The organism is Lysobacter sp. Root983, assembly GCF_001429345.1.
Lineage (GTDB): Bacteria > Pseudomonadota > Gammaproteobacteria > Xanthomonadales > Xanthomonadaceae > Lysobacter.
This window is the reverse complement of the sequence record NZ_LMJO01000016.1, coordinates 795,483-813,490: the sequence shown is the minus strand read 5'-3', so window position 1 is coordinate 813,490 and position 18,008 is coordinate 795,483. Positions and strand designations below refer to the sequence as shown.

The 18,008-nt window shown below is 67.5% G+C and carries 15 protein-coding genes; 8 read left to right on the top strand and 7 right to left on the bottom strand.

The window, feature by feature from the left end; genetic code table 11:
- Positions 1-1,233: 1,233 nt before the first annotated feature.
- Both ASE43_RS15800 and ASE43_RS15795 read right to left on the bottom strand, forming a co-directional pair.
- Positions 1,234-1,980, bottom strand: coding sequence for a 2OG-Fe dioxygenase family protein (locus tag ASE43_RS15800; protein WP_057161112.1), 747 nt, complete (start codon positions 1,978-1,980; stop codon positions 1,234-1,236).
- A 92-nt stretch (positions 1,981-2,072) separates the two neighbouring features.
- Positions 2,073-2,483 (bottom strand): MAPEG family protein, encoded by a 411-nt coding sequence (locus ASE43_RS15795; RefSeq protein ID WP_056181220.1) that lies wholly within the window; start codon positions 2,481-2,483, stop codon positions 2,073-2,075.
- 536 nt (positions 2,484-3,019) lie between these two features.
- Here ASE43_RS15795 and ASE43_RS15790 point away from each other — a divergent pair.
- From ASE43_RS15790 to ASE43_RS15775, 4 genes are all read left to right on the top strand, one after another.
- Positions 3,020-3,598: a sigma-70 family RNA polymerase sigma factor gene (locus ASE43_RS15790; protein WP_056181217.1), complete on the top strand. Its 579-nt coding sequence runs from the start codon at positions 3,020-3,022 to the stop codon at positions 3,596-3,598.
- Positions 3,595-4,344, top strand: coding sequence for a hypothetical protein (locus tag ASE43_RS15785; protein ID WP_057161111.1), 750 nt, complete (start codon positions 3,595-3,597; stop codon positions 4,342-4,344). Before ASE43_RS15790 ends, ASE43_RS15785 begins: the two co-directional genes overlap by 4 nt.
- The gene (locus ASE43_RS15780; RefSeq protein ID WP_082607318.1) at positions 4,341-5,681 is read left to right on the top strand and encodes a S8 family serine peptidase; all 1,341 of its coding nucleotides are present in this window, start codon (positions 4,341-4,343) and stop codon (positions 5,679-5,681) included. The genes ASE43_RS15785 and ASE43_RS15780 overlap by 4 nt, the downstream gene beginning before the upstream one ends.
- A gap of 72 nt (positions 5,682-5,753) precedes the next feature.
- Positions 5,754-6,188, top strand: coding sequence for a hypothetical protein (locus ASE43_RS15775; protein ID WP_057161110.1), 435 nt, complete (start codon positions 5,754-5,756; stop codon positions 6,186-6,188).
- A 656-nt stretch (positions 6,189-6,844) separates the two neighbouring features.
- Here the strand turns inward: ASE43_RS15775 and ASE43_RS15770 are convergent.
- Both ASE43_RS15770 and ASE43_RS15765 read right to left on the bottom strand, forming a co-directional pair.
- Positions 6,845-8,617, bottom strand: a complete 1,773-nt coding sequence (locus ASE43_RS15770; protein ID WP_057161109.1) for a M28 family metallopeptidase — start codon at positions 8,615-8,617, stop codon at positions 6,845-6,847.
- Positions 8,618-8,734: 117 nt separating this feature from the next.
- Entirely contained in the window at positions 8,735-9,406 is a 672-nt protein-coding gene (locus ASE43_RS15765; protein ID WP_056181201.1) for a hypothetical protein, read from the bottom strand.
- Between the two features lie 184 nt (positions 9,407-9,590).
- On the opposite strand from ASE43_RS15765, the gene gpmI reads away from it, so the two are divergent.
- The 3 genes from gpmI (at position 9,591) to ASE43_RS15750 (ending at position 14,036) form a co-directional block, all read left to right on the top strand.
- On the top strand, positions 9,591-11,159 hold the full coding sequence (gene gpmI, locus ASE43_RS15760; RefSeq protein WP_056181199.1) for a 2,3-bisphosphoglycerate-independent phosphoglycerate mutase: 1,569 nt from the start codon (positions 9,591-9,593) through the stop codon (positions 11,157-11,159).
- Entirely contained in the window at positions 11,159-12,409 is a 1,251-nt protein-coding gene (locus ASE43_RS15755; protein WP_057161108.1) for a peptidoglycan DD-metalloendopeptidase family protein, read from the top strand. Before gpmI ends, ASE43_RS15755 begins: the two co-directional genes overlap by 1 nt.
- A gap of 268 nt (positions 12,410-12,677) precedes the next feature.
- The gene (locus tag ASE43_RS15750) at positions 12,678-14,036 is read left to right on the top strand and encodes a S41 family peptidase (protein WP_057161107.1); all 1,359 of its coding nucleotides are present in this window, start codon (positions 12,678-12,680) and stop codon (positions 14,034-14,036) included.
- Between the two features lie 121 nt (positions 14,037-14,157).
- Here ASE43_RS15750 and ASE43_RS15745 read toward each other — a convergent pair whose 3' ends face one another.
- The 3 genes from ASE43_RS15745 to ASE43_RS15735 all read right to left on the bottom strand — a co-directional run bounded on the left by ASE43_RS15745 (position 14,158) and on the right by ASE43_RS15735 (position 16,171).
- Positions 14,158-14,805: a hypothetical protein gene (locus tag ASE43_RS15745; RefSeq protein ID WP_057161106.1), complete on the bottom strand. Its 648-nt coding sequence runs from the start codon at positions 14,803-14,805 to the stop codon at positions 14,158-14,160.
- 210 nt (positions 14,806-15,015) lie between these two features.
- Positions 15,016-15,336 carry a DUF1820 family protein gene (locus ASE43_RS15740; protein WP_055901988.1) on the bottom strand — a complete coding sequence of 107 codons (321 nt, stop codon included), beginning with the start codon at positions 15,334-15,336 and terminating at the stop codon, positions 15,016-15,018.
- Between the two features lie 142 nt (positions 15,337-15,478).
- Complete coding sequence (locus tag ASE43_RS15735; RefSeq protein WP_056181188.1) at positions 15,479-16,171, bottom strand: rhomboid family intramembrane serine protease; 693 nt, start codon at positions 16,169-16,171, stop codon at positions 15,479-15,481.
- A 243-nt stretch (positions 16,172-16,414) separates the two neighbouring features.
- Between ASE43_RS15735 and ASE43_RS15730 the strand changes: the two genes are divergently transcribed.
- Positions 16,415-17,776: a porin gene (locus tag ASE43_RS15730; protein ID WP_057161105.1), complete on the top strand. Its 1,362-nt coding sequence runs from the start codon at positions 16,415-16,417 to the stop codon at positions 17,774-17,776.
- The last annotated feature ends 232 nt before the right edge of the window (positions 17,777-18,008 follow it).

The window sequence follows — 18,008 nt, the reverse complement described above, 5'->3', positions numbered from 1 at the left end:
ATCCCGAACTCGGAAGTGAAACGCATATGCGCCGATGGTAGTGTGGCCTAAGCCATGCAAGAGTAGGTCATCGCCAGGGGCTTCATCCGAAGGCCGGTTCCCGCAAGGGGGCCGGCCTTCTTCTTTGCGTGAAACAAAATCTATGCGTTGCGTCGGCGGACGATGCACGCGTTTGAATGGAGTTGCGCGAGCGCCCAGCCCGCGCCAGCGGCGCGGGCGTTCACCGATGCACGCGCCAGTGGCGCGTAAGCCACATCGGCTCACCCCATCCCGAACTCGGAAGTGAAACGCATATGCGCCGATGGTAGTGTGGCCTAAGCCATGCAAGAGTAGGTCATCGCCAGGGGCTTCATCCGAAGGCCGGTTCCCGCAAGGGGGCCGGCCTTCTTCTTTGCGNGTGTGGCCTAAGCCATGCAAGAGTAGGTCATCGCCAGGGGCTTCATCCGAAGGCCGGTTCCCGCAAGGGGGCCGGCCTTCTTCTTTGCGCGAAACAAAGTTAATGCGCTGGCACGACGAGTTAATGCGGCCCGAATCCGCGGCGCTGGCGAGTTAATCCCGATGCGTTCACTCGAACACCGGGAGTTAATCCAGCTGCCGTCGACCCGCCCCACAACCCCACCCGCCCCTGTAGGAGCGGCGCAAGCCGCGACCGCGGAGCAGGGAGGCTGCGGAGCCACGGGCCGCACGCATCCCACCCTGTGGGAGCGGCGTCAGCCGCGATCGCGGCACATCGAACGACGGCGCTGCTCCACTGACATCGCGGCTTACGCCGCTCCCACAGGAGGCAGGCCCGAAGCGGCGATGTCGTTCGGAGAGGCAGGCCCCCGAACCGGCGACGTCGCTCGGACTGGCGCGGTCGCGGCTTACGCCGCTCCTACCCCAAAGCCGGGCGAGCGCCGACGCAACCGACCCGCCTAAAGCCGAGATCGCGGAGCAGGGAGGCTGCGGAGCCACAAGCCGCTCGCATCCCGCCCTGTGGGAGCGGCGTCAGCCGCGATCGCGGCACATCGGACTACGGCGCTGCTCCACTGACATCGCGGCTTACGCCGCTCCCACAGGAGGCAGGCCCCGAACCGGCGATGTCGTTCGGAGAGGCAGGCCCCCGAACCGGCGACGTCGCTCGGACTGGCGCGGTCGCGGCTTGCGCCGCTCCTACCCGAAGGGCCTAGCGCCGTGACAAAAATGCTGGCTTGCGCCGGCATTTTTCGTTTGGAGGCTAGCGACAGCAGGCGATCAACGCGCCGCCGAATCCTTGGCACGCAAGGTCACCACCAGCACATCGCGGTGCGAGGGCAGGCTGGGGTCCTGGGCGGTCACGGCGGTGACGCCGTGGAAGACCCGGCTGTCATCGACCAGGGCCGCGTCCAAGGGCGCGGTCAGGGTGAAGCTGCCGAGTTCGCGACCGTCGCCGGCATGGATCGAGGTCGTCCCGCTGAGGATGTTCTGGCGATCGACCAGCAGAACCAGCACATAGTCGACGCCGTCGCGATGCACGCCTTCCGGGGTTGGCTCGCCGGACTGGTCGACACGGGCTTCGATCCGGAACTGATGCACCTCGATATGCCAACCGCTGACCGCCGGCGCCAGCGCGCCGTAGAAGTCGCGGCAGAAGCCGAGGATTCGCAGCAGGCTGTCGCTGTCGCCGACCTCGGGCAGGATCGGTTCGAACCAGCGTTCGATATCGCCCTGCAGGACGTTGTAGTCCAGGCTCTGGTAATGCGGTTGGTGCTTCTCGCGACGCAGCCCACCCTCCGCGTCGGCGGAGTAGACCGCGTACCGGCGTTTGCGGTCGCGGCCGTGGCGGGCGAGGTAGGTGTCGGGGCCGAGGTCGTTCCAACTGTCAGCGAAGGCGGGCCAGTCGGCGAGCGGGCGGTCGCGCTCGAGCAGGCCGCGCATGGTGTCGGCTTCGAGGAAGCGGAAGCCGTCGTGCTGCAGTCCGGATTCGAGGTCGCGGACGGTATCGGTGACGCCGGAAGTCATTGCCTTGGCCTTGACGAAGCTAGCGTAGCGCTCGGCCGGGTCGTTCGACCCGGTCGAGATGGAAGGTGGCGGATCGGTACCGCCGCAAGAAATCAGATCGGGGCGATCGAGGCTGCCTTCAACGCCGCCATGACCAGCAGCGCGATCGCACAGACGTAGCCCACCAGCCAGACCAGGCTGCGCAGGGTGTGCTTGTCGGCCAGGTAGAGCAGGCCGTGCAGCACGCGCGCGATCACGAACACCAACGCCAGCGCGGCGATCTGCGCGTGCGCGACGCCGGTGAGCTGCGCCATCACCACGCCGGCCGCGAACGGCGCGAAGGCCTCGAAGGCGTTGAGCTGGGCGGCGTTGGCGCGGATCGAACGCGGATTGTCCTGACGCGCCTGCCAACCGCGCGGGTCGCGGTTGTTGTAGCGCTGGCCGCTGGCCTTGGCGATGTACACCCACAGATAGGGCAGCAGCGCAGCGAACAACACGCACCAGTAAGCGAGGGCCAGGGTCATGACGGGTTTCCACTGCGAAGGATGTTGCAGAGCCTAGCGGAAAAGCGGTGGCGGCATGGGGGCCGGGCGCGACGGGCTGGACGCTGGGATTGGAGATGCGTCGCTGTCAGTGGCCAGGGTGTACCGGAACGACCGGCCCGCGCCGGATGCAGGCCGGATAGCGATGTCGCCCCAATACCCGAGAGCCAGCCACGGACCCGTGTCGAGTGCTTGGACGGGAGCGCAAAGCAAAGCTCCCTCGCCCCCCACTTTCTGGGGAGCCTATGGGTTCCCTTCGGAATGAGCCACGTGAACGCGCCAGACCAACCGACAGATTCGGCCCGTTCGTTGCTCTACGCGCGTTCGACAGCCGGCCCTCTCAACCGAGGGCTGTCGAGCCGACGGGCGGCTGATCGGTCTGCGCGGATCGATTCCCCAGCCACACGCCGCATGGTCACATTGAATAAACCGTGGGCGCTCGTCGATTCTGGAGGCGTCCCCGCAATGCTAGTCTTAATCGCGTCGTACTCGGTGCCGCCATTCAAGAGAGACATTGCATGGGGAGTTTGGAGGAGGCCAACGCGCCGGAAGACGGTAGCGATCTCGCGGCGTTGATCGGCGAGATCGCAGGGGGCAGCCAAACTGCTTTCGCCGCTTTATACACCTTGTTGCAGCCGACGATGGTGCGCTATGCCGCCAGCTTGCTGGCCGCCGACCGCGAAACCGCGGCCGACGCGGTGGACGAGGCATTCTTCGATGTCTGGCGCTCGGCCTCAAACTTTCAGGGGCAAGGCAGCGCCGAGGGGTGGTTGCGACGGATCGTGCGCAACAAAGCTATCGACCTGATTCGCAAGAATCGCGAACGCCTTGCCGTCAGCGATAAGGAAGCGCAATCCTTCGAAGAGCTGCCCGACGAAGCCGACACTCCAGACCGTCTGGCCGAGAAACTATCGGACATCGATGAACTTTGGCGCCGCTTGCAACGACTGAGTCACGAGCACCGGGAAGCCGTCTGGTTGTGTTATTACGAGGAGAAGTCGCTGGCAGAGATCGCCGAGATCGTCGGATGCCCCGAAAACACCGTCAAGACGCGCTTGTTCCATGCGCGGAAATTGCTCCGGGAGCAAGCATCATGAATCACACCGACGATATCCACGAACTTGCCGGGCTATTGCCGTTCTACGCCAACGGCCGTTTGGACGCCGAGCAACGTGCGCGCATCGACGCCGCGCTCGCCACGATGCCCGAGTTACGCGCCGAACTCGCTGAAGTGCGGGAGTTCCAAGCGCAGATCCAGGCATCCGGCCAACGCTCGCTCGGAGCCGAGCCCGCATCGCCGGCCGATCGACTGCGCAAACTACAGGCGCGAATCGCCGCGGAGACGGCGGACTCGAACCGTCCGGTCCCGCTATTCGACGCCTCGACAGCATCCGCACCGGCGGCCCAAGAAACGGCGCAACCGGCGCGGATCGAAGTCGGCGCGCCGGCCGCGCAGACGTCGTTCGGCTCGCGCCGGCCGCGCTACCGGCCCTGGTTGAGCAAGGCGTTGGCTGCGGGATTGGCCCTCGTTTGCATGGTTCAAGCCGTGATGCTGTATCGACTGCGGAGCGACGGCGAGAACGCGGAATACGCTTCGCTGTCCGGGCCCACGGATCGTGCGGCCGCGGCCGGCGTGCGCTTTTCCCTGCGCTTGCGCGCGGACGCGCCTTGGTCCGATGTTCAAGCGCTGTGTGAGCAGCTGAATCTGCGCATCGTCGACGGACCGGAAGACGGGATGATCGATGTGGCGCCTACCGACGGACTAGACGCAGCTCAGATTGAAGCGATCGAAGCCGCACTCAAACGATCGCCGTCGGTAGCGTTCGTGGGACGGCAGGGATGAACTCGTTCGCCATGCCCCCGTCGCGATGGACGCCCGTGAAACGGCCTCGTTTGGCGTCGATCCTCGCGATGCTATTAGCGATACCGTCGCTGTCCATGTGGGCGCCGGCGTATGCGCAAACCGTCGTTGTCGGGCCGAACGGCGTGCCCATAGCGGGCCCTCCCTCCGCTGCACCCAAACGCGGCATTTCTCTGCATGGCTTTTCCATACCGCTCGGTCTACTGAAAAATACCGAGTCGCTGCGCGATCGTGATGTGACTGAGACCTTGCCGGACCAGGTGCTCTTCACCACCGATGCGGACCCGGCCGCAATCGCGGCCCAAGCGGGGCTCGATCTGATCGAAGCCATTCCGTTGCAAAGCCTGGGTACCACGCTAGTCGTCGCGGGCCTGCGCAAGAGGGATTCGCTCGAAGCCGCCCTGCAACGGCTGACGCAATCGGCGGACGTGCACGGCCCACAGCCGAATTTCGTATTCCAAACGATGAGCGACGCCGAGCCGGCTCCCAAGCGCTTTGCGATTCATGGGTTGGGCGCGCCTACGCAGGTGAACGCGAATACGAGTGCGACCGCCCGCACGATCGCGATGATAGACACCTCGGTGGCGCTCGACCACGAGGCGCTGCGCGGCGCGCGTTTGGAGCAGCGCTTGTTCATCGCGGACGCGACACCCAAAGCGCACGGTACCGCCGTCGCAAGCCTGATCGCCGGCTCCGGTTCCGAGGTGCCCGGCGTCGCTCGCGGCGCCAGATTGTTGAGTTTTGCGGCGTTTACCGAACGCAAGGACGGCATCGCGGTCGCCACCACCACGAACTTGGCGAAAGCGCTCGATGCGGCCGCCATCGCGAGGCCCGACGTGCTCAATCTCGCGTTCGGCGGCCGAGAGGATCCGCTACTCGGCCTGATGGTGGATGAAATCGATCGGCGTGGCGTTTGCGTCGTGGCCGCTTCGGGCAACGGCGGCGCGCGGCGACGCGTGCCGTTTCCGGCCAGCCACCCGGCGGTGTTGGCGGTGACTGCGATCGACAACGCGCTCAAGCCTTATGAGCACGCCAGTCGCGGCGACCGCATCGATGTCGCCGCAGTCGGCGTGGATGTGTTCGTTGCCGTTCCCGACGGCACGCGCAGTGCCTACCGCAGGATGTCGGGTACGTCGATGGCCTCCGCGCTGGTCGCGGGCGCCTTGTTGCGGGCGACCGAATGCGAGGGCGCACGCGCGCCCACCGCGATACGCCCGACCGCCCGCGCTGCGGCGCGCGATCTCGGCTCGCCGGGCCACGATCCGATCTTCGGCGCCGGCCTGTTCCTGCTACCGCAAGAAAAGTCGCGATCGCATTGAACCTTCCTCGCGCTCGGCGCGACTGGTGGACGTCCATCGCATTCCGCGACGGAAACGCCAGGAGATACACCTATGCTTCGCTCCACCAGAAGCCAGATCATTTGCATCGCGCTCACTTTTTTCACCTTGGTCGGCGGCCATGCCTGGGCGCAAAGCCGGGAAGCGGTGCAGGCCAAGGACGATCCCCGTACGGACATGCCCAGCCTCGCCGAGGCCGCTGTCGTTCTCGAATTCGCTAATGCGCAACCCGAGTTTCACGAGGCGTTGAAGGCGAAGAACACCGAAAAAGTCAGTGACATCCTCCTCAGCTACGGCCTGTCGGAGAAGGTGAAGGTTTACGACGGCCCGATGGAAACCGTCGTCCCCGGCGGCCCGTACTGGGGCTGCTATACCTCGCTGATGCCTGTCTACTATCCCGCCCCGTTTAGCTGGCCCAACCACCCGCGCATAGTCGTTGTCCTAATCTGCAACAACAGCGCATACGGGCAAACCGGTACCTGGGATTAAGGCCGCAGACCCGACCGGCGAGGCAAACCCTAGGCCGCCTTGCGGTTGAGGGAACGAATCCCTGTGGGGCGAACCGCTCGACGCTCCGCGACGCATCGCGCGGACTGCGCATAGAGTGGGCGAGAGAATCCGCCTTCGCGGATGGATTCCATGAGACGCATGCGATGAAGGCCACGAAACGCCGGCCGCGACAGCGCGGCCGGCGTCTCCAAAGGGTGCATGACCGCTCAAAGTTCGAGGAAAGTCGACGACTTGAACGCCCCGTCTATGGGAGCGGCGTGAGCCGCGATCGCCATGCGACGAACTGCGCCATCGCTTCGTTGCTGCGGCGTGGCTTGCGTCGCTCCCACATGGAGGGTGCGTCGTACGCGGGCGCAGCCGAGCTGGCCTGGCCGCGGAGACTGAAGTAGCGGCGCCGTTTCATTGCGGCGGTCGCGGCTCGCGCCGCTCCCGCATCGGGCGGATACGGGATTCGTGGCTCACGATTCGCGGCGGGGAGGGCGACGTTGCGAGGAGGGGGCCGTCGCGGCCTACGTCGCTCCCACAGAAGGCGCGGTCGCTGCAGAGCGCAACGCCCCCGCTCTATTCGATAGCCAAGGCGACCTCTCCCGCTCGCGGCAGCCTAGGCATGCGCGAGCGGGAGAGGCGCCGGGTCGTCACTTGCCGGCCGGCTGCATCAGCTTGTCGTGTGCGGCGCGGAAGGCATTGCCTTCGTACCAGTTCGGCCACTGCTCGTTGCCAGCCAGGGTCTTGCCGACCGCGTACAGCGCGTCGAGGTCCTGCACCACGCCGTCCATCTTCCAGCCCGGATCGAACTGGTCGGCGGGCTTGTGGTAACGGTGGTCGCGGTAATCGGTGTTGGCCTTCTGTCCGGCCGCGGTGCCGCCGTCGATCAGGTCGTCGCCGCCCTTGGCATACAACGCCGGCACGCCGGCCTTGGCGAAGTTGAAGTGATCGGAGCGGAAGTAGAAGCCGTCTTCCGGCGTGGCCTCGGCGTGCAGGGTGCGGCCCTGGGCGCCGGCGACGGTCTTGAGGATGTCCTCGAGCTCCGAACTGCCGTAGCCGATCACCGTCATATCGCGCGCCTTGCCGATCACCGGCATCGCGTCGAGGTTGATCACCGCGACGGTCTTGTTGAGCGGCACGGTCGGATGGGCGACGTAGTACTTGGAACCGAGCAGGCCGGATTCCTCCAGAGTCACCGCCACGAACAGCAGCGAGCGATCCGGCGGCGGGGTCTGCTTGGTGAAGGCTTCGGCGATCTCGAGAATGCCGGCCACGCCGGTGGCGTTGTCGATCGCGCCGTTGTAGATCGTGTCAGCGGCGGCGGCGGATGCGTCGGCGCCGTGGCCCTCGTGGCCGCCCTTGTCGGCGTGGTCGCCCAGGTGATCCCAATGCGCCATGTAGACGATGGCCTCGTCCGGACGCTTGGCGCCGTCCAGACGCGCGATCACGTTGCGCGAGGACTTCTCGCTGATCTGGCTCTTGAGATCGATCGAGGCCTTGGCCTGTAGCGGAATCGCCTTGAAGCCGGGCTTGCCCGCGGCCTTGTACAACGCGTCCAGGTCCTGGCCCAGGTCGGCCAGCAGCTTGCGTGCGGCGTCGCCGGTGATCCAGCCCTGCACCGGCAGGCGCGGTTCCGGATCGTCCTTGGCCGGCAGGTCGAACTGCGCGCCCGACCACGAGTTCTTGACCACGTCCCAACCGTAGGACGCGCCCTCGCTATCGTGGATGATCAGCGCCGCCGCGGCGCCCTGGCGCGCGGCTTCCTCGAACTTGTAGGTCCAGCGGCCGTAGTAGGTCATCCGCTTGCCTTCGAACAGCTTGGCGTCCTGGCCGTGGAAGCCCGGGTCGTTGACGAACATGACCACGGTCTTGCCCTTCACGTCGACGCCGGCGTAGTCGTTCCAGTTCTGCTCGGGCGCGTTGACGCCGTAGCCGACGAACACCAGGTCGCTGGCATCGACCTTCACTTCCGACTTGCCGGTGCGCGTGCCCACCACCATGTCGCTGCCGAACTTGAGCTCGCGCGCCTGTCCCTTGACGTCGAGCTTGAGCGAGGTGGTTTCGTCGGCCGTGGTTTCGACCATCGGCACGGTCTGGAAATAGCTGTCGCCGTTGCCCGGCTTCAGGCCCAGGCGCTTGAACTGCGCTTCCAGGTACTGGACGGTCTTTTCCTCGCCGGCGCTGCCGGGCGCGCGTCCGCCGAACTCGTCGGAGGCCAGGATTTTGACGTGCTCGGCGAAATCGGCGGCGTTGATCGCCGCGTCGAAGGCATGGTCGGAGGCGGCGGCAGGCGCGGTGGCCTGCGGAACTGCGGCGGTCGGCGCTTCGGCCGGCGGCTTGCTGCAGGCGGTCGCGGCGAGCGCGGCGGCCAGCACCGAGGTGGCGCTCAACCAATGAGTGGGGTGGGACGGTGTGCGGGACATGGCGACTCCGGGACGGCCAACATCGGCGGAATCCCATTCTATGTCCCGAACCGGCCCGCGGACCTGACCGCTATCGTGAATACGCGGTCGGGTCCGGGCCGTTCAGCGTCGCCGCGCTTACTTGCTGGGCGGGGTATCGCTGGAATAGCGCACGGCGGTGGCGCCGGTGACCGGGCCGATCTTCGCGCTGGAGTGCACGTACAGGTCCACTTCGCGCTTGAACACCAGGGCGCCGTCGACCTGCGCGTTCGGTCCGATGATCACGCGCGGATTGCGGCGATTGCTGGAGAACAGCTGGAAATTGGGCTTGTCGTAGGTGATGCCGCCCTTGACGTGCGAGCCGGCGCCGACGGTGAGGTCGCCGTTGACGGTCTTGATGCTCTGCGACACATCGGTGTCGACCAGGCCGATCGAGCCGTTCACGGTCTCGACGCCGCCGCGGATGTTGCCGCCGCGATCGACGAAGATGCTGCCGTTGACGGTTTCCAGGCCATCGTTCATCTGCACGTGGTTGGCGACGCGGATGCTGCCGTTGACGGTCTCCAGGCCGCCGGCCTGGACCTTTTCGGCGACGTTGATGCTGCCGTTGACGGTTTCGGCGTTCTTGACCCGGGCGCCGGCACCGATGCGGATGCTGCCGTTGACGGTTTCGAGGTTGCCGTAGGTCTGCCCGGCTTCGACGTTGATACTGCCGTTGACCTTGTCGATGTTCTGATCGGCGGCGAATACGGGCGCGGCCGCTACGGACAGGGCCAGCGAGAGAGCGAGAGCGAAGCGGTTGCGGGTCATGGGCGGGGTCCTTGGGCGTTCCCGTTGGGTGGGTTCGTAAGATCTGATGCGCTGGGCATGGCACAGGTTTAAGGCATCGACACCGATTTCGGCGCGTGTCCTTCGTAATGCCGTCGCGGCCGGCTCCGCTACAATCCCGGGCAACCGCAACGCCGGCTCCGGCCCCCTCACTAGGAAACGCGACGTGCCATCCCCCTCCGCGCGCCCCCACCCCGTGGTTCTGCTGATTCTGGATGGCTGGGGCCATCGCGAGGAGACGGCCGACAACGCCCTGGCCCAGGCCGAGCTGCCGCAGTGGCATGCGCTGCTGGCCAGCCAGCCGCACACCCTGATCCATACCGAGGGCCGCCACGTCGGCCTGCCGGACGGCCAGATGGGCAATTCCGAGGTCGGCCACATGAACCTCGGCGCCGGCCGCATCGTGTACCAGGATCTGACCCGGGTCGACGCCGCGATCGAGGACGGCAGCTTTTACGCCAACGACGAGCTGCGCGCGGCCTGCGCCGCGGCCAAGGCTTCCGGCGGGCGCCTGCACGTGATGGGCCTGCTCTCGCCCGGCGGCGTGCACAGCCACGAGCAGCACATCTTCGCGATGCTGGAACTGGCGCGTCGCGAAGGCGTGGCCGAGGTCGCCGTGCACGCCTTCCTCGACGGCCGCGACATGCCGCCCAAGTCGGCCGCGCCCAGCCTGGCGCGCCTGCAGGAGGTCTGCGACCGGGTCGGCAATGCCCGCATCGCCTCGGTCAGCGGCCGCTACTACGCCATGGACCGCGACCAGCGCTGGGACCGCCAGCGCCGCGCCTGGGACGCGATCGTAGAAGCCGCCAGCGATCACCACGCCGGCGACGCCCAGACCGCACTGGCGCAGGCTTACGAACGCGGCGAGACCGACGAGTTCGTCGCGCCGACCGTGATCGACGGCGCGCGCCCGATCCAGGACGGCGACGCGGTGGTGTTCATGAACTTCCGCGCCGATCGCGCGCGCCAGCTCACCGCGGCGTTCGTGGATCCGAATTTCTCAGGTTACGAGCTGCGTCAGCCGCGTCTGTCGCGCTTCGTCTGCCTGACCGAGTACGACGCCAAACTGCCGGCGCCGGTCGCGTTCGCGCCCGACGACCTGCGCCACACCCTCGGCGAGCTGCTGGCCGAGCACGGCCTCACGCAGCTGCGCATCGCCGAGACCGAGAAGTACGCGCACGTGACCTTTTTCTTCAGCGGCGGCCGCGAGGATCCCTACCCGGGCGAGACCCGCATCCTGGTGCCTAGCCCCAAGGTCGCCACCTACGACCTGCAGCCGGAGATGAGCTGCCCGGAAGTCACCGCCAAGCTGGTCGAGGCGATCCGCTCCGGCGCGATCGACGTCGCCATCTGCAACATCGCCAACCCCGACATGGTCGGCCATACCGGCGACCTGGGCGCCGCGATCCAGGCCGCGCAGGCGGTGGACGTGGCGATCGGCGCGATCGCCCAGGCCGTGCGCGACAGCGGCGGCGCGCTGCTGATCACCGCCGACCACGGCAACCTCGAAATGATGCGCGACCCATCCACCGGCCAGCCGCACACCGCCCATACCGTCGGCCCGGTGCCGCTGGTCTACCTGGGCCCGCGCCGCGCCAGCCTGCGCAGCGGAGGCGCCTTGCGCGATGTCGCGCCGACCATCCTCGACCTGCTCGGCCTGCCGCAGCCGGACGAGATGACCGGCAAGAGCCTGTTGGTTTCGGACGGCGCGATCGAAGGCGGGTCGGTCGCCTGATGCCGTCCTTGCGCGCGTTCGCCGTGGCGCTGCTGCTGTCGCTGCTGGCCTGCGCGCCGGCGGCGGCGCAGAACAGCAGCCGCGATGCCGAACGCAAGCTCGAACGCATCAAGAGCGAACTCAAATCGGTCGCCGACGAGCGCCGCAAACTCGAAGGCCAGCGCGGCGCCGCCTCGCGCGAACTGCGCGAGGTCGACGAAAAGGTCGGGCAATCCAACCGCAGCCTGCGCGAGACCGAGCAGCGCCTGGCGCGCGAGCAATCCTCGTTGGCGCAGCTGCAGCAGCGGCGCGAAACCTTATTGGGGACTCTGGGCGCCAAGCGCGAGGAGCTCGCGCAGCTGCTGCGCGCCGCCTACGCCCAAGGCGGCGATGCGCCGCTGAAGGTGATGCTGGCCCAGGACAAGGTCGCCGACGCCAATCGCATGCTCGCCTACCACGGCTACGTGCAGCGCGACCGCGCGCGCCGGATCGAACAACTGCGCGGCGAACTGGCCGAACTCGACGCGGTCGAGCGCGACATCGCGACGCGCCGGTCCGAACTCGATAGCGCGCGCAAGCAGCAGCGCGCGCAGCTGGGCCAGCTGCAGAACGACCGCCAAAGCCGCGCGGTCGTGGTCGAGCAGATCAACCGCAAATACCAGGACCGCAGCAGCCGCGAACGCGCGCTAGGCCGCGACGCCAAGGGGCTGGAGGATCTGCTGAAGAAACTGCGCCAGGCCGCCGCGCGCGCCGAGGCCCAGCGCAAGGCCGCCGCCGTGGCCAAGGCCGCGCGCGAGGCCCGCGAAGCGCGTGCCGCCCAGAACAGCGGCAAGCCCGCGGGCAGCACGCCCACGCGCAAGCCGGTGGTGGTCGCCAGCGCGGCGCCGCTGCAGGTCGGCGGGCTGGGCTGGCCGGTCTCGGGCGCGCTGCTGGCCGGCTACGGCGGCACCATGCCCGACGGGCGCGGCAGCGAAGGCCTGCTGATCGGCGCCAGCGCCGGCGCCACGGTCAAGGCGGTCGGCGACGGCCAGGTGGTCTACGCCGAATGGATGACCGGCTACGGCCTGCTGCTGATCGTCGACCACGGCAACGGCTACATGAGCCTGTACGCCCACAACGACGCCCTGCTGCGCAACGTCGGCGACCGCGTCAAACGCGGCGACCCGGTCGCCACCGTCGGCAGCTCCGGCGGCAACGGCCGCCCGGCGCTGTACTTCGAGTTGCGCCGCAACGGCCAGCCGGTGAATCCGGCGACCTGGTTGCGGCGCTGAGGGGAAGGGCAAATCCCCCTTAATCCCTCTTTTGAAAAGGGGGGAGACCGGCCGGGCGGCCCTGCTTTCTCCCCCTTTGGAAAGGGGATTAAGGGGGATTTGCTTCACCCGTCACCCGCCCCGCCACATGGCGCCTGAATGCGTCCGCCGGGCGTTAACGAAAGCTTCCCGCCGCCCTGCCTAACGTGTTCCTATTCGAACCACACGCCGCGACCGAACCTCGATCGCGCCGCGCGGTCCAACCGGTATCCGTTACGGAGTTCCATGCATGCGCCTGCGTCATCCGCTGTCCTCCCGTCCTGGCCTGACGCGAGCCCTGCTGCTGGGGCTGGCGCTGGCCGGCGCGGCCCTGCCCGTCGCGGCGCAGGAACCGCCCGCGCCCGCCGAGGCCAAACCGGCCAAGGCCGAGGCCAAGGACGACAAGTCCGAGTCCAAGGTGCCGCTGGACGAGATCCGCCGCTACGTCGCGGTCTACAACGCGGTCAAGCAGGCCTATGTCGAACCGGTCGACGACCGCAAGCTGATGCACTCGGCGATACGCGGCCTGTTGTTCGATCTCGACCCGCACAGCGTCTACCTCGATAAGGTCGCCGCCGACGATTTCGACGAGCAGGCGCGCGGCGCCTACGACGGCATCGGCGTCGAACTGCAGCGCCAGCCCGACGGCACGCTGCGGGTGATTTCGCCGATCGACGACACCCCGGCCGCGCGCGCCGGCATCAAGGCCGGCGACCTGATCATCGCCATCGACGGCAAGCCGTTCAAGGCCGACGAAGGCGACAGCTCCGGGCCGCTGCGCGGCGCGCCCGGCAGCAAGGTCGTGCTGAGCATCGTGCGCGCCGGACGCGACAAGCCTTTCGACGTGACCGTGGCGCGCGAGACCATCCGCGTCGCCAGCGTGCGCAGCCGCATGCTCGAGCCCGGTTACGGCTACGCGCGCATCAGCGCCTTCCAGGCCGACACCGCCGCCGATTTCGAAACCCAGATCGAGAAGCTCAAGACCCAGGCCGGCGGCAAGCTCAGCGGTCTGGTGATCGACCTGCGCAGCAACCCCGGCGGCCTGCTGACCTCGGCGGTGCAGATCGCCGACGACTTGCTGGAGAAGGGTAAGATCGTCAGCACGCGCGGCCGCATCGCGATCAGCGACGCCGAGTTCGGCGCCACCCCGGGCGACCGCATCGACGGCGCGCCGGTGGTGGTGCTGGTGGACGCCGGTTCGGCCAGCGCCTCGGAAGTGCTGGCCGGCGCGCTGCGCGACAACGGCCGCGCGCGCGTGGTCGGCAGCCGCACTTTCGGCAAGGGCTCGGTGCAGACCGTGCTGCCCTTGGACAACGGCGATTCGGTCAAGCTGACCACCGCGCGCTACTACACGCCCAGCGGCAAATCGATCCAGGCCCTGGGCATCGTGCCCGACGTCGCCCTGCATCCGGCCAAGGAAGCGGCCAACGGCGGCCGCACCAGCTACAGCGAAGCCAGCCTGCCGGGCCATCTGCGCGGCGACGTCGACGACGCGCCGGGCACCAACGCCGGCGAAGTGCTGGAAGGCGACGCGCCTATCGCGGCCGCGCTGGCGGAGCTGAAAAAGCCGGTGGTGGCCAAGGCCGACGACGGCGCTACCAAGCGCTGAGCGCGGCGCGCCGGGCTCAGCGATCCGGCGCCAACCCGTCCGCACCAAACCCGACGACGCCCGGCCGCAAGCCGGGCGTCTTCGCATCCGGTCGCATCGTTTCGCGACGCACGCGCAGGTTTCAATCCAGCGGATCGAAGAACACGCGCATCAGCCGGTAGTGCTGGTCGCCGGGATCGTCGCGAAAACGTTTGTGTTCGCGATAGCGCAAGTGCTCGCCGGACAGTCCGCGTCGCGCCATGACCGCGCGGGCGGCGCCTTCGTAGTCGTCGCCGTCGTCGCGATGCCAGTAGCGCACCTCCTGATGCGCGAACGCAATCTCCAGGTCGATCTCGAACGGCATGTCCTCGCCATAGCGTTCGTCCCAGTTGGCCTCGGCCAGGCCGCGCCAGTGCAGGGCGAAGCGCGCGCCGCGGCGCGCACCCAGGCGCAGTTCGCTGCGCGGCAGGCTCAGATGCGAACACAGATACAGGCTAGGCAGGCTGTCGCCTACCGCGTCGTCGCGCTCCAGTTCGAAGCTGTAGGCGAAGCCCTCTAGCTGGCGCCAATCGTCGATCCGCGCCGGCATGATCTCGTCGTAGAAATGCGGCTGCAGATCCTGCTGGACCTCGCCTTGGCCGAAGCGCTGCGCACTGCCGTGCACATCGATCGACCAGCGGGCCTCGCCGCTGGCGTCGTCGTACAGCCAACCGGCGATTTGCGCGCGCTCGGCGGCGAAGCTCAGATCCTTGAGCCGTATCGTGCCGCTGGCTGATTCGTCGTGGCTCATCGTCGCGCGCTGCGTAGGGCCCGGAAAGCAGCCTAGCATCGCAGCGGCGTGTGTCGCCGCGCGTCAGCGGCGCCGCGGATGGATAGGCGGCGCACTCATGAATGAGTGGATTTCATGCGCATTTGAGGCGCGAAATAGGCATCGAGACGGTGGGCAATGCCGCGCGCCAACGATGTGCGCACGCGCTTACGCTGCGCGTAGGCGCCTGCGTCAGCGCGGTTTCGCCGGCAGCGGGAACGGCGTCACCACCTTCTCGCCGGTCGCCGCGTCGCGGATAGCCGACTGGCCTTTGCGCTCCACTTCCTCGATGCGCACGATGCTGTGCATCGGCAGGTGCAGCATGCGGGTGTTGCCGAACTCGTCGCGCAGGCGCTCCTCGGTCGGATCCACCACCAGGCCTTCGTGCACGTCGAACACCAGTTCGCCGACTTCGGTGAAGCCCCACAGCGCGCCCGAGGCCACGTGCCGCGCGTACAGCTCGTAGACCTTGCCGGCGTTGAGGAAGGTGACTTTGTAGAGCGTTTTGGCCATGGGGCAGGGATTCGGGATTGGGGATTCGGGATTCGCAAAAGCGTGAGCGAGCGCGTGCTTCTAAGCTTGGGGGGCGAGTACCGAAACTCAACTGCGCAGTACCGACCTGCTGTGTCGAATCCCTAATCCCCAATCTCGGCCTTCAGAAGCCGCGGCGGCGCCTCATCCGTCGCGCGATGCCCGCGCGCGCGATCAGCGCGAACGCGCCGCCGAAGGCGAAGCCGGCCAGATGCGCCGACCACGCGACCGCGCCGAAGGCCGGGCCGATGAAGGTGAAGACCACCTGCAGCAGCGCCCAGACGCCGATCAGCAGCGGCGCCGGCACCTTCACGAACTGCAGGAACAGCCCCAGCGGCACCACCACCCCGAGCTTGGCGCCCGGAAATAGCGCCAGGTAGGCGCCGATCAGGGCCGAGACCGCGCCGCTGGCGCCGATGATCAACCGGTCCGGCGTGCCGATCGCGATCACCGCGGCCAGGTTGGCGACCGCGCCGCCGCACAGGAACAGGGCCAGGAACCGCCACGGCCCCATCGTCCGCTCCGCCGGCAGGCCGAAGATCAGCAGGAACACCAGGTTGCCCAGCAGGTGGGCCCAGTCGGCGTGCAGGAACAAGGCGCTGAACAGGCGCAGGCCGCTGCCGTCGCGGATCGCGTGCCACCAGGCCTCGGGGGTGGCCAGGCCGCCCGACAGTGCGCCCCATTCCAGCATCAGGCGGCGTTCGTCGGTGTCCGGCAGCAGGGCCGAGCCGATGAAGCACAGCCACAGCACCGCGAACAGCAGGGGGGTGGCCCAGCGCAGGGGTGCCTTTTCGCGGGAGGGGATGGCGATGAACATCGGTTTGGGGCGTCGCGGATTCAGGTCCGGCCGGTACGAACAGGGGGGAACCGGCACGGCATGAGGCCAAAAACGGTAGCGGTGGAACTGGGACCTATTGTTAGCTTTCAGTTAACGGCCGCGCTATAGTGCATACGGCGTCGTACGTCGGGAGGGGCTTTCCGGCGGTGCGAGCTCCAGCCAGATCGGAGCCGCTCGGACGGCCGAGGAATACCAAAAAATACTCCAATGGAGACTACACGCATGCAACACGCACACCGCTATACGCGCCTGACCGCCCTCGCGCTGGGCATCACCGGCGCCCTGGCTTTGGGCCAGGTCCACGCTTCGGGCTTCCAGCTCAAGGAAAACAGCGTCAAGGCCATGGGTCGCGCGTTCGCCGGTTCCGGCGTGGCCGCTGGCGACTCCTCCGTCGTCGCCAACAACCCGGCAGCGATGACCCAGTTCGAAGGCACCACCTTCCAGGCCGACGTCACCGTCATCGACCTCAACGCCAAGTTCAGCGGCGGCGGTTACGACCTGCTCGGCCGTCCGCTCACCGGCGGCGACGGCGGCGAAGCCGGCGACGTCACCCCGGTTCCGGCGATGTCGATCATCCACAAGTTCGATAACGGCCTGGCCGTGGGCGCCATGGTCAGCGCGCCGTTCGGTCTGAAGACCGAGTACAAGCCCGGCTGGGTCGGCCGCTACTACGCCGCCAAGTCCGAACTCAAGACCGTCGACCTGACCCTGTCGGCCGCGTTCGACCTGGTGCCTGACCACCTGTCGGTCGGCGGCGGCATCATCTGGGAGAAGGCCGAGGCTGAGCTGTCGAAGTCGGTCGATTTCGGCACGATCCTGTTCGGCCAGCTGCCGCCGGCGGCTCGTCCGACCGCGCCGGCGTTCGCGCGTCCGCAGGGCTCGGATGGCTTCGCCAAGGTCGAAGGCGACGACACCGGCCTGGGCTGGGTCATCGGCGTCAACTTCCGCCCGAACGACAAGCTGGCGATCGGCCTGTCGCACCGTTCGGAAATCGATCACGAGCTGAGCGGCACCGTCGACTGGACCGTTCCGGCCGCCGTGGCCGGTGGCCCGCTCGGTGCCACGCCGCTGTTCAAGGACGGCAAGGCCCTGGCCAAGCTGACCACCCCGTCGGTCACCACCGTCAGCGTCGAGTACAAGTTCAACGACCAGTTCTCGCTGCTGGCCGACTACTCCGAGACCGATTGGTCGTCGCTGCAGGAAATCCGCATCGACTTCGCCAACCCGGACGCGGATTCGGTCGAGCACTTCGGCTGGGATACCACGCGCTTCATGTCGCTGGGCGGCGAGTACAAGCTCAACGACGCCTGGACCCTGCGCGCCGGTTACGCCTACGACGAAACCCCGACCACCTACGCCACGCGCACCCCGCGCCTGCCGGATGAAGACCGTCGCTGGTACTCCATCGGCGCCACCTGGAACTTCAGCGAGAACCTCGAGCTGAACTTCTCCTACGTGCGCATCGAGCCGGACACCCCGCAGATCGGCATCGTCACCCCGCCGGCCCAGGGCGGCCAGCGCCTGTTCGGTTCCTACAGCAGCGACGTGAACCTGTTCGGCGTTTCGGCGCAGTACCACTTCTGATCCACGGTACGACGCGTTATTCGAAAAGCCCCGCTTCGGCGGGGCTTTTTTATGCCTTTTGTGTGCCATTTCGGTGAGGCCGCAGACAGCGCTCCGCGAAACCGATTGACAGCGGGGCACGCGAGTGGACAGATGGACGCGATGCGCGCGACGGCACACAAAGCCCGTCGCGGGGCGCAGGGCCTGCGCGGACCGATGCAGGCAGCCCTTCCGCATCATGAACTCGCCTGCC

Excerpts from the sequence above, each read along its gene's own strand:
- ASE43_RS15800 (WP_057161112.1), bottom strand. The coding sequence starts at position 1,980 with ATGACTTCCGGCGTCACCGATACCGTCCGCGACCTCGAATCCGGACTG.
- ASE43_RS15795 (WP_056181220.1), bottom strand. The coding sequence starts at position 2,483 with ATGACCCTGGCCCTCGCTTACTGGTGCGTGTTGTTCGCTGCGCTGCTG.
- ASE43_RS15790 (WP_056181217.1), top strand. The coding sequence starts at position 3,020 with ATGGGGAGTTTGGAGGAGGCCAACGCGCCGGAAGACGGTAGCGATCTC.
- ASE43_RS15785 (WP_057161111.1), top strand. The coding sequence starts at position 3,595 with ATGAATCACACCGACGATATCCACGAACTTGCCGGGCTATTGCCGTTC.
- ASE43_RS15780 (WP_082607318.1), top strand. The coding sequence starts at position 4,341 with ATGAACTCGTTCGCCATGCCCCCGTCGCGATGGACGCCCGTGAAACGG.
- ASE43_RS15775 (WP_057161110.1), top strand. The coding sequence starts at position 5,754 with ATGCTTCGCTCCACCAGAAGCCAGATCATTTGCATCGCGCTCACTTTT.
- ASE43_RS15770 (WP_057161109.1), bottom strand. The coding sequence starts at position 8,617 with ATGTCCCGCACACCGTCCCACCCCACTCATTGGTTGAGCGCCACCTCG.
- ASE43_RS15765 (WP_056181201.1), bottom strand. The coding sequence starts at position 9,406 with ATGACCCGCAACCGCTTCGCTCTCGCTCTCTCGCTGGCCCTGTCCGTA.
- ASE43_RS15755 (WP_057161108.1), top strand. The coding sequence starts at position 11,159 with ATGCCGTCCTTGCGCGCGTTCGCCGTGGCGCTGCTGCTGTCGCTGCTG.
- ASE43_RS15750 (WP_057161107.1), top strand. The coding sequence starts at position 12,678 with ATGCGCCTGCGTCATCCGCTGTCCTCCCGTCCTGGCCTGACGCGAGCC.
- ASE43_RS15745 (WP_057161106.1), bottom strand. The coding sequence starts at position 14,805 with ATGAGCCACGACGAATCAGCCAGCGGCACGATACGGCTCAAGGATCTG.
- ASE43_RS15740 (WP_055901988.1), bottom strand. The coding sequence starts at position 15,336 with ATGGCCAAAACGCTCTACAAAGTCACCTTCCTCAACGCCGGCAAGGTC.
- ASE43_RS15735 (WP_056181188.1), bottom strand. The coding sequence starts at position 16,171 with ATGTTCATCGCCATCCCCTCCCGCGAAAAGGCACCCCTGCGCTGGGCC.
- ASE43_RS15730 (WP_057161105.1), top strand. The coding sequence starts at position 16,415 with ATGCAACACGCACACCGCTATACGCGCCTGACCGCCCTCGCGCTGGGC.